Annotated in this window: 7 protein-coding genes; 6 read left to right on the forward strand and 1 reads right to left on the reverse strand. The window is 62.5% G+C overall.

Translation table 11 applies throughout. The features are described 5' to 3' along the window. The first annotated feature begins 343 nt into the window (after positions 1 to 343). The gene (locus tag PG5_RS26005; protein ID WP_020800050.1) at positions 344 to 562 is read left to right on the forward strand and encodes a DUF4287 domain-containing protein; all 219 of its coding nucleotides are present in this window, start codon (positions 344 to 346) and stop codon (positions 560 to 562) included. A gap of 22 nt (positions 563 to 584) precedes the next feature. Here PG5_RS26005 and PG5_RS26010 read toward each other — a convergent pair whose 3' ends face one another. Further along, the gene (locus tag PG5_RS26010; protein ID WP_020800051.1) at positions 585 to 800 is read right to left on the reverse strand and encodes a hypothetical protein; all 216 of its coding nucleotides are present in this window, start codon (positions 798 to 800) and stop codon (positions 585 to 587) included. A gap of 172 nt (positions 801 to 972) precedes the next feature. Between PG5_RS26010 and lldD the strand changes: the two genes are divergently transcribed. The 5 genes from lldD (at position 973) to PG5_RS26040 (ending at position 10,010) form a co-directional block, all read left to right on the forward strand. After that, entirely contained in the window at positions 973 to 2,118 is a 1,146-nt protein-coding gene (lldD, locus tag PG5_RS26015) for an FMN-dependent L-lactate dehydrogenase LldD (RefSeq protein ID WP_020800052.1), read from the forward strand. Between the two features lie 37 nt (positions 2,119 to 2,155). Next, a complete protein-coding gene (locus tag PG5_RS26020) occupies positions 2,156 to 2,923 on the forward strand; it encodes a metallophosphoesterase (RefSeq protein WP_020800053.1) in 768 nt (255 codons plus the stop codon). Positions 2,924 to 3,181: 258 nt separating this feature from the next. Further along, positions 3,182 to 3,700, forward strand: coding sequence for a hypothetical protein (locus PG5_RS26025; protein WP_020800054.1), 519 nt, complete (start codon positions 3,182 to 3,184; stop codon positions 3,698 to 3,700). 84 nt (positions 3,701 to 3,784) lie between these two features. Beyond that, on the forward strand, positions 3,785 to 5,491 hold the full coding sequence (locus tag PG5_RS26030) for an amidase (RefSeq protein ID WP_020800055.1): 1,707 nt from the start codon (positions 3,785 to 3,787) through the stop codon (positions 5,489 to 5,491). A gap of 421 nt (positions 5,492 to 5,912) precedes the next feature. Further along, a complete protein-coding gene (locus PG5_RS26040; protein ID WP_042955744.1) occupies positions 5,913 to 10,010 on the forward strand; it encodes a bifunctional nitrate reductase/sulfite reductase flavoprotein subunit alpha in 4,098 nt (1,365 codons plus the stop codon). Positions 10,011 to 10,112: the final 102 nt, after the last annotated feature.

Genomic DNA, 10,112 nt, shown 5'->3' on the forward strand with positions numbered 1-10,112 from the left:
GAGCGAGCATGCTCCGGGCGGCGTTCCGACGAAAAACCTGAGAGCACCGCGGGGTGTCAGGCTCCCCGCGTCATCGTTGACCTCCATCGCGAGCATGCTCGCTCCTACAGGCTTGTCGCCGTGACGGCGAAACCATAGGTGGCCGTTACCGCAGGAATGGATATGTACACCTGAAAGACAATCATCGGCTATCAGGGCAGGACCCACTTTGTGCCAGAAGTGGACGGCAGCTTCAGTGCAGGCTAAAAAGTAACGTTACCGGCGCTGCGTTGGGAGCATTACCCCGACTTTGCAGAGCGCTCGGCACATCCCCTGATAACCCGGCAAAAAAGGAGTTTTGAACGTGACTGAAGAGACAAAAACGAAAGGACCCGCCTCGTACTTCCCTTCAATCGAAAAAAAGTACGGGCACCCGGTCACCCACTGGTTTGATCTGCTCAAGACCGTCAGCAGCAAGAAGCACATGGAAATGGTCGCCTGGCTCAAGACCGAGCACGGCTTGGGGCATGGCCACGCCAACGCGCTGGTCGCCTATTTCCTGGCCAACGCGAAGAATCAGTGACGGGCCTGGATCGGCTGTCCCCTCACGCCAACTTGATCCTGCCCCCCTGAATCTCATCCCGCGCAATCCGCAAATCAATGGCGTCCTGGTTGAGTCGATGAATCAGGTTGAGCAAGCGTTGGCGCAACACTTCGTCCTTGAGCTGTTCAGCTGCACGCATGACATCCAACGCCGCGCCTTCATTGTTGGTGGCGACGGCGTCGAGCAGTTTGCGCAGGCTTCTTGATGGCCGATTCATGGGTCGTTCCCTGAGTTTTGGTTGAGGCGGATCATAGGCGCGTTATGTTTCGTCCATGTTGCAGCCACAAAAGGTTTGAATGGCATTTTCTGCAGGGATGCGATTGCATGGGCTAATCTGCCTTCACGCTCGACAGACGTCACCGTCCCTCATCAGCCCGAGGCATCGGCCTATGATCATTTCGTCCGCATCCGACTATCGCGAGGCAGCGCGTCGCAAGCTGCCGCGTTTTTTGTTCGACTACATCGATGGCGGAGCCTATGCCGAGCATACGCTGAGGGCCAACAGCGCCGACCTGACGCAGGTCAGCCTGCGCCAACGTATCCTCAAGAACGTCGAAGCATTGAGCCTGCAAACCACCCTGTTCGATCAACGACTATCGATGCCCATCGTGTTGGCCCCGGTAGGCCTGACGGGCATGTTCGCCCGCCGGGGCGAGGTGCAGGCGGTCAAGGCTGCCGAGAAAAAAGGCATCCCGCTGTGCCTGTCCACTGTCTCGGTATGTTCGATCGAAGAAGTCTGCGCCAACACTCAACAGCCGATCTGGTTTCAGTTGTATGTCCTCAAGGACCGGGGCTTCATGAGAAATGCGCTGGAACGCGCCAAGGCTGCCGGCGTGCAGAACCTGGTGTTTACGGTCGATATGCCAACGCCCGGTGCCCGCTATCGCGATGCCCATTCGGGCATGTCCGGTCCCTACGCATCGTCCCGGCGCATGCTGCAGGCCATGACCCGGCCCGACTGGGCCTTCAACGTCGGCCTGCTGGGCCGCCCGCATGACCTGGGCAACGTATCGAAGTATCTCGGCAAGGCCGTGACCCTCGAAGACTACATCGGCTGGCTGGCCAATAATTTCGACCCCTCGATCAGTTGGAGCGACCTGGAGTGGATTCGCGATTTCTGGAAGGGCCCGATGATCATCAAGGGTATTCTCGACCCTGAGGACGCCAGGGATGCGGTGAGTTTTGGCGCGGACGGCATTGTCGTCTCCAACCACGGCGGCCGCCAGCTGGACGGCGTGCTCTCCACGGCCCAAGCCTTGCCGCCCATCATGCAAGCGGTCGGCGATGACCTCAAGGTGCTGGTCGACTCGGGGATCCGCTCGGGACTGGACGTGGTGCGCATGTTGGCCCTGGGAGCAAAGGGGGTACTCCTGGGACGCTCCATGGCCTATGCCTTGGCGGCCGACGGTCAACGCGGGGTGGAAAACATGCTGGATATTTTCGCCAAGGAAATGCGCGTGGCGATGACCTTGACAGGCGTCACCGCCATCGACCGGATCGACGAATCGATTCTGGTGCGTCATCCTCTCAAGTAACCAGCCGACGACGTTCAATCCTGCCAGGAACCGTTCCATGCGCATTGCCTTGCTGTCCGATATCCACTTGTCCGTAGACGCCATGCCATTCCCGGCTGTGGAGGCCGATATCGTGGTCCTGGCCGGTGACATTTCCCGACCGGCCGCGGCCATCGACTGGGCCAGGTCAAGCCCGGCCCCGGTGTTGTACGTGGCGGGCAATCACGAATTTTATGGCAGTGACCTGATCTCTACCTACGAGCAGTTGCACAGGTTGTCGCAAGGCACTCCGATCCACGTCCTGGAACGCACCGCATACGTTCATCACGGCGTACGCTTCCTGGGCTGTACCCTGTGGTCAGACTACCGTCTCTTCGATCGAGCGGAAGATCGGGCGCAGGGTATCGACATGGCCACCCGGCTGATCCGCGACTTCAGCCGCATCAAGGTTGCGCCTGACTTCCCAGACCTGTTCACGCCGGCCCTTTCCCAGATGCTGTTCATGCAGACGGTCGCCTGGCTGGAAGAATGTTTTGCCTCCGACCCCGGCATCCCCACGGTAGTGATCTCGCATTTCGCGCCGACCCGGTTGAGCATCAGCCCGGCTTTCGCCGATTCGCCGATCAACGCAAGTTTCGTCTCAGACCTGCAGGAGCGGATCGAGGCGTGGCAGCCCGCGCTTTGGCTGCATGGCCATACCCATGGCAGCTTCGATTACCGGATCGGCGACACCCGGGTCATCTGCAATGCCCGTGGCTATGCCAAAGAGGGCGTCAATGAAAATGCTCGATTCAATGCCGCCCATGTGATCGAGCTGAACCTGTGAAACCCGTTGCCATGCTCGGCTGGCGGCCCCTGCCCGCCTCATACCAAAGCATTACCCTGCTACACCCTTGTCCAGTGGTCGCGAGCAATGTTTACCCCTACATTGCCAATACTTGAAGGGCACAGTGCCATAAACCCTTTGGGCCCTGCTCATGGACTCGGCGCAAAAAGCGTATCGCACCGCGCAATGCTGGATTTAGAATCGATCGTGGCCACCCCACTCGCCCCCTTCGGCAGTTTCGCCAACGGACATAGACCCATGGACATCGCACCCCGTTTCATCATTCATGAAACCGCCCACTGGATCCTCAACCACCATATGTCTTCGGCGCTCCCCGGCTATCTGGTGCTGGGCACCCGGCACAACGCCAATTCGCTGTCCGACCTGCCCGAGCAGGCCCTGGTGGAGATGGGCGTGCTGCTCGCCAGCATCCAGAAAACCCTGCAAGCGGAGTTGAAGCCCAAGTGGCTCTATATCAGCCGCTTCGGCCATGACCCACGCTTCCCCATCCATTTTCATTACATACCGGTCTACCAGTGGGTCGAGGACCAGTTCTGGGAGGATGAGCGCTACCGGCTGCTGGAAAACTTCGGCACCAGCGCCGCCGCGCGTACACTGACCGATGGCGCTGAAATGACCCTGTTCATCTGGCGTGAATTTGGCGAGAACTCGCAACTACCGGCCATTGAAGGGCCTTCGATCGACCAGGTCATCGACCATTTGCGCACCTGTTTCAATCCGGTGAACCAGCGCCTGCGTCTTCAAGTCGATCGCTGACTTCGACGAGCGCGGTGCTAACATGACGGGCGTACCCGGATGCCTTACTCAGCGCATCCCCCATCAACACTCGGCAGTCACCGCATGATCGAAGTCACCGAAGTATCCATTGCCCAACTGCGCGCTGCGCTCGAATCCGGCCAGACCACTGCCGTTGAGCTGGTCCAGGCTTATCTGGCCAGGATCGATGCCTACGACACGCCCCAGACGCCCACCGCGCTCAACGCGGTGGTGGTGCGCAACCCCGACGCCTTGAAAGAGGCACAGGCCAGCGATGCCCGTCGAGCCAAGGGCCAAACGCTGGGCCCGCTCGATGGCATCCCCTATACGGCCAAGGACAGTTATCTGGTCAAGGGGCTCACCGCCGCCTCCGGCAGTCCGGCTTTCAAAGACCTGGTCGCCTATCGCGATGCATTCACCGTTGAGCGCTTGCGTGCTGGCGGTGCCATCTGCCTGGGCAAGACCAATATGCCGCCGATGGCCAACGGCGGCATGCAGCGTGGCGTGTACGGCCGCGCAGAAAGCCCGTACAACGCCGACTACCTCACCGCCCCCTTCGCCTCGGGCTCTTCGAACGGCGCAGGGACGGCCACCGCCGCGAGTTTTGCCGCCTTCGGCCTGGCTGAAGAAACCTGGTCGAGCGGTCGCGGCCCTGCGTCCAACAATGGCTTGTGTGCCTACACGCCGTCACGCGGCGTGATCTCGGTGCGCGGCAACTGGCCGTTGACGCCGACCATGGACGTCGTCGTGCCGTTTGCCAGGACCATGGCCGACCTGCTCGAGGTGCTTGACGTGGTGGTGGCCGAGGACCCCGACACCCGCGGCGACCTGTGGCGCATGCAACCCTGGGTGCCAATTCCGCCCGTCGCCTCGGTGCGCCCCGCGTCTTACCAGGACCTGGCCGCCAATGCCGCGGCACTGGCCGGCAAGCGTCTGGGCGTACCACGCATGTACATCAACGCCGACCCTGAAGCCGGCACCAGTGAAGCCCCTGGCATCGGCGGCCCGACCGGGCAGCGCATCCACACCCGGCCTTCGGTGATCGGGCTCTGGGAACAGGCACGCCAGGCCTTGCAGGCCGCCGGCGCCGAAGTCGTCGAGGTCGATTTTCCCCTCGTCTCCAACTGTGAAGGCGATCGCCCCGGTGCACCAACCGTGTTCAATCGCGGGATCGTGTCCAAGGAATTCCTGCATCACGAGCTGTGGGACCTGACGGCCTGGGCGTTCGACGATTTCCTGCAGGCCAACGGCGATCCGAAATTGAACCGTCTGGTGGATGTCGACGGGCCACTGATTTTCCCGCACGACCCGGGCACCTTGCCCAACCGCGAAGGCGACCTGGCCGCCGGCATGGACGAGTACGTGCGCATGGCCGAGCGCGGCATTACCCCGTGGGACCAGATCCCGACGGTGCCTGATGGCCTGCGCGGCCTGGAACAGACCCGCCAGATCGATCTTGAGCAGTGGATGGATGGGCTGGGGCTCGATGCAGTGATTTTCCCGACGGTCGCCGACGTCGGCCCGGCCAATGCCGACGTTGATCCGGCAGCGGCGGACATCGCCTGGAGCAACGGTGTCTGGGTGGCCAACGGCAACCTCGCGATACGTCACCTGGGTGTGCCGACGGTCACCGTGCCGATGGGGGTCATGCCGGATATCGGCATGCCCGTGGGGCTGACCTTTGCCGGTCGCGCCTATGACGACTCGAGCCTGCTGCGCCTGGCGTCGGCGTTCGAGGCCTGTGGTTCGAAGCGCTTGATTCCACCGCGCACGCCACCGCTGGGCAAGTGATAATGCGGTTGGGACTGGAGCGGAACAGGCGCCAGTCCCGCCACCGCCACCGACTGGTGCACTTGGGTGCACATGGCGCTTTATAAAAGTGCAGGCAACCGGTGCGCACCGTTCATTTGAACCGCTGTTCAACGATTCCCTCCTGCACTCCCCTCGCCGGCGATCCGCACAAGACCGCGCTTTTCATCCGGCAAAGCCGTGCGCGCGCAGCCCCGCCCGCCTGCGTATCGACAACGATCGCGACCTCAAGGGCATTTCTGGCGCGTGACTTGCTAGGAACACCTCAACCCTGCAGTCAACGCTGATTGCATGCATACGACAAAGGCGCCGTGTGTCCCCCGTTTTTTCTGACGGTGGGCCGCATGGCGCCTTTTTTGTTTCCGGCATCGGCAACGGCCGGCAAAAGATTCGAGGGACGAGGATGACAAGCAAAACCGTACGCAGTGTATGTCCCTATTGTGGTGTGGGCTGCGGCATCGTCATGCAGGTCGAAAACAACCGCGTGGTCAAGGTCAGCGGCGACAAGGAGCACCCGAGCAACGCCGGCAGGCTCTGCACCAAGGGCACCACCTGCGGCCAGGCCATCGCCGAGTCGGGCCGGATGGAACACGCCTACCTGCGCCAGGAACGCCGCCGCGATCCGGTGCGCATTGCCATGGATAAAGCCATCAGCGAAACGGCCAACCGACTGCGCGACACCCTCGATCGCCACGGCCCCGATGCATTGTCGTTCTACGTGTCCGGGCAAATGTCGCTGGAAGCCCAATACCTGATCAACAAACTGGCCAAGGGTTTTGTTGGAACCGCAAACATAGAGTCCAATTCCCGCCTGTGCATGGCCAGCGCCGGCAGCGGCTACAAGCTCTCCCTCGGTTCTGATGGCCCTCCGGGCTCGTATCAGGACTTCGACAAGGCGGACCTGTTTTTCGTCATCGGCGCCAACATGGCCGACTGTCACCCGATTTTGTTCCTGCGCATGATGGACCGGGTCAAGGCCGGAGCGAAGTTGATCGTGGTCGACCCACGGCGCAGCGCCACCGCGGACAAAGCCGACCTGTTCCTGCCGATCAAGCCGGGCACCGACCTGGCATTGCTCAATGGCTTGCTGCATCTGCTGGTGAAAAACGGTCACACCGACCCGGCGTTCATCGCGGCGTTCACCGAAGGCTGGGAGGCCATGCCGGAATTTCTCGAGGACTATCCGCCGGCCAAGGTCGCACACCTCACCGGTCTGCCCGAGGCGGACATTCGCCAGGCCGCGCAATGGATCGGCGAAGCCGCACAGTGGATGAGCTGCTGGACCATGGGGCTGAACCAAAGCACCCACGGCACCTGGAACACCAACGCCCTGTGCAACCTGCACCTGGCCACCGGCGCAATTTGCCGGCCGGGCAGCGGGCCGTTCTCCCTGACCGGGCAACCGAACGCCATGGGTGGCCGTGAGATGGGCTATATGGGGCCAGGCCTACCCGGCCAGCGTTCCATGCTGGTGGAGGCGGACCGCGCGTTCATCGAAGATTTGTGGAGCATCCCCCGCGACCGCTTGCCGCGCAACGCCGGTGGCGGCACCGTGTCGATGTTCGAAGACATGAGCGCAGGACGAATCAAGGCCTGCTGGATCATCTGCACCAACCCGGTGGCGTCGGGCCCCAACCGCCAGAAAGTGATCGACGGCCTGCAGGCGGCAGAGCTGGTCATCACCCAGGACGCCTACCTCGACACCGAGACCAACCGTTACGCCGACATCCTGCTGCCCGGCGCGCTCTGGGCCGAGGCCGAGGGCGTTATGATCAACTCCGAGCGCAACCTGACGCTGATGCAAAAAGCCGTGGAGCCCCCGGGCGAGACGCTGCCCGACTGGCAGATCATCGCGCGGGTGGCCTGCGAAATGGGCTTCGCCGCGGCGTTCACCTACAGCACTGCCGACGCGGTGTTCGAAGAGATCAAGCGCGCCTGGAACCCCAAGACCGGCTATGACATTCGCGGCGCCAGCTACCCGCGCCTGCGCAACAAACCTTTGCAATGGCCCTGCGCCAGCGCTAGCGCGGCGGATCGCAATCCGATTCGCTACCTCAACAATGGCGAGAGTCAGGCACTCAGGGTCGAAGCCGACGGCAGCCAGCCGACGATCGTCTTCCCCACCGAGCGCGGCAAAGGCATCTTTCTCGCCCGTCCGCACATGGCGCCAGCGGAAATGCCCGATGAAACCTTTCCCTTCGTACTCAACACCGGGCGCTTGCAGCATCAGTGGCACACCCTGACCAAGACCGGCAAGGTGGCGACCCTGAACAAGCTCAATCCGGGCCCCTTCGTCGAGATCCATCCCGAGGATGCCAGCGCCCTGGGCATCAAGGACAAGGACCCGGTCGAGGTACGTTCGGTGCGAGGTCGGGCCGTGCTGCCGGCGGTGGTGAGCGACCGCGTGCGCCAGGGCAACTGTTTTGCGCCTTTTCACTGGAACGATGTGTTTGGCGAGAACCTGGCGATCAATGCCGTGACCAACGATGCCGTCGACCCGATCTCGCAGCAGCCCGAATTCAAATTCTGTGCGGTCGCCCTGCAACGTGTCGAACTGATCGACCATCAGTTCCTGCAAACGCCAGCGCCTGCCACCGTCGACTCATCCCCCTTACCAGAGGAACTCGCCATGTCGAGCATCGAGACCTTTGCCGATCTCGCGGGCATCCGTTGCCTGCCCTCCCCGCCATTGAACGACAGTGAACGCACCTACCTCGCCGGTTTTCTCAGTGGCCTGCAATCGCCAGCAGGGCGCCAGGCGGCTGGGGTGCCGGTGCTGCCGCCCAGCGCGCCGTTGGCCACCGAGACTCGTCTGTGGCTGGACGGACTCCTGGGCGGATTGTTCAGTCGGGTTGATGCGGGTGTAGCTGATCAGGCTGCAACTTTGGCGCCCGCCGTTGCAGAAAATGCCCCCGCGGTGACCTTGCTCTGGGCGTCGCAAACCGGCAATGCCGAAACCCTGGCCGAGCGCCTGGCCGCGCGCCTGCGCGATGACGGCTTCGCCGTGGAGCTGAGCGCGATGGCCGACTTCCCCGCCAGCAAGTTGGCCAGCACGCAGAATCTGGCCTTGATCAGCAGCACCTTCGGCGATGGCGATCCGCCGGACAATGGCGAAGGTTTCTGGCACACCCTCAGCACCGCCCAGACGCGTCTGGAGTCATTGCGCTTTGCCGTGCTGGCCCTGGGTGACCCGGCCTACGACCGATTCTGCCAGCACGGCAAACAGCTCGATCAGCGCCTGCAGGAACTGGGCGCCACCCGCCTGCTGGAACGGGTCGATTGCGACACCGAATTCGAGGAGCGCGCCGATACCTGGCTGGCGCAATTGCAGAAGACCCTCAGGCCCGAAGCTGTGGTCGTCGCGCATAGCCACACTGGCGCCAGCGCTGCCCAGACACCCGGCAAGGCCAAGCCCCATGCTTCGCGGCTGCTGGCCAATCTTCACCTGAACCGCCACAGCCCGCACAAGGAAACCCGCATGTTTTCCCTGGACCTGGCGGATTCTGGACTGGGTTATGAGGCGGGTGACGCGCTGGGCGTCCATCCGCGCAATTGTCCGGACCTGGTCGACGAGTTGCTCGACTTGACCCGGTTGAATGGCGAGACGGCGGTGAGCGTCGATCAATGCGCCGAGGTGTCGTTACGTCAGGCACTGACCGAACACTTCGAAATCGCTCGGCCCAACAGCGACACCCTGGCTTTCATCGCCGAACGCAGCGCCAATCCCGGTTTGAAACAGTTGCTGGGCACTGAGCATAAGGCTCAGTTGAAAGAATGGTTGTGGGGCCGGCAACTGGCGGACGTGCTGCAGGAATATCCACTGGACTGCTCGGCGAGCGAGCTCCTGGGCACCTTCAAGCGCTTGCAGCCGCGCCTGTATTCCATCGCTTCGAGCGCCAAGGCGCATCCACGGGAAGTCCATCTCACCGTGGCGGCGGTGCGCTACGGCAAGCGCAAGGGCGTGTCCTCGACCTTCCTCGCCGACCGCGCGCAGGACGCCGAGGTACCGGTTTTCGTCCAGCCAGCCAGACACTTTCGCGTGCCGAACGAAGGTGATGTGCCGATGATCATGATCGGCCCCGGCACCGGGGTCGCGCCCTTCCGCGCCTTCCTGCAGGAGCGCCGGGCGCGGGGCGACCAGGGCAAGAACTGGCTGTTCTTCGGTGAACAGCACGCCGCCAGCGACTTCTACTACCGCGACGAACTGCAAGGCATGCAGCACGATGGCCTGCTGAGGCACCTGAGCCTGGCGTTTTCCCGTGACCAGGCCGAGAAAATCTACGTGCAGGACCGCATCCGCGAACAAGGCGCCGAACTCTGGCGCTGGCTGCAGGACGGCGCCCGGTTGTACATCTGTGGAGACGCCAGCTGCATGGCCAAGGACGTCGACCAGGCCTTGCGCCAGGTCGCCCAGCAACACGGTGGACTGGACTCGCAAGGCGCCGCTGATTACTGGCGGCAGATGAGTGAGCAGAAGCGTTATTTGCGGGATGTTTATTGAGTGGTTGGTGGGTGTCGGTGACAGTGCCGACCTTCATCGGCGCCTCTACCAACATTGATCGATGCCACGTCGAAGTTGTTTGGGGAGTACATATCCATTGCT

Source organism: Pseudomonas sp. G5(2012) (assembly GCF_000408945.1).
In the GTDB taxonomy this organism is placed as follows: Bacteria; Pseudomonadota; Gammaproteobacteria; order Pseudomonadales; family Pseudomonadaceae; genus Aquipseudomonas; species Aquipseudomonas umsongensis.

Excerpts from the sequence above, each read along its gene's own strand:
- PG5_RS26010 (WP_020800051.1), bottom strand. The coding sequence starts at position 800 with ATGAATCGGCCATCAAGAAGCCTGCGCAAACTGCTCGACGCCGTCGCC.
- lldD (WP_020800052.1), top strand. The coding sequence starts at position 973 with ATGATCATTTCGTCCGCATCCGACTATCGCGAGGCAGCGCGTCGCAAG.
- PG5_RS26020 (WP_020800053.1), top strand. The coding sequence starts at position 2,156 with ATGCGCATTGCCTTGCTGTCCGATATCCACTTGTCCGTAGACGCCATG.
- PG5_RS26025 (WP_020800054.1), top strand. The coding sequence starts at position 3,182 with ATGGACATCGCACCCCGTTTCATCATTCATGAAACCGCCCACTGGATC.
- PG5_RS26030 (WP_020800055.1), top strand. The coding sequence starts at position 3,785 with ATGATCGAAGTCACCGAAGTATCCATTGCCCAACTGCGCGCTGCGCTC.
- PG5_RS26040 (WP_042955744.1), top strand. The coding sequence starts at position 5,913 with ATGACAAGCAAAACCGTACGCAGTGTATGTCCCTATTGTGGTGTGGGC.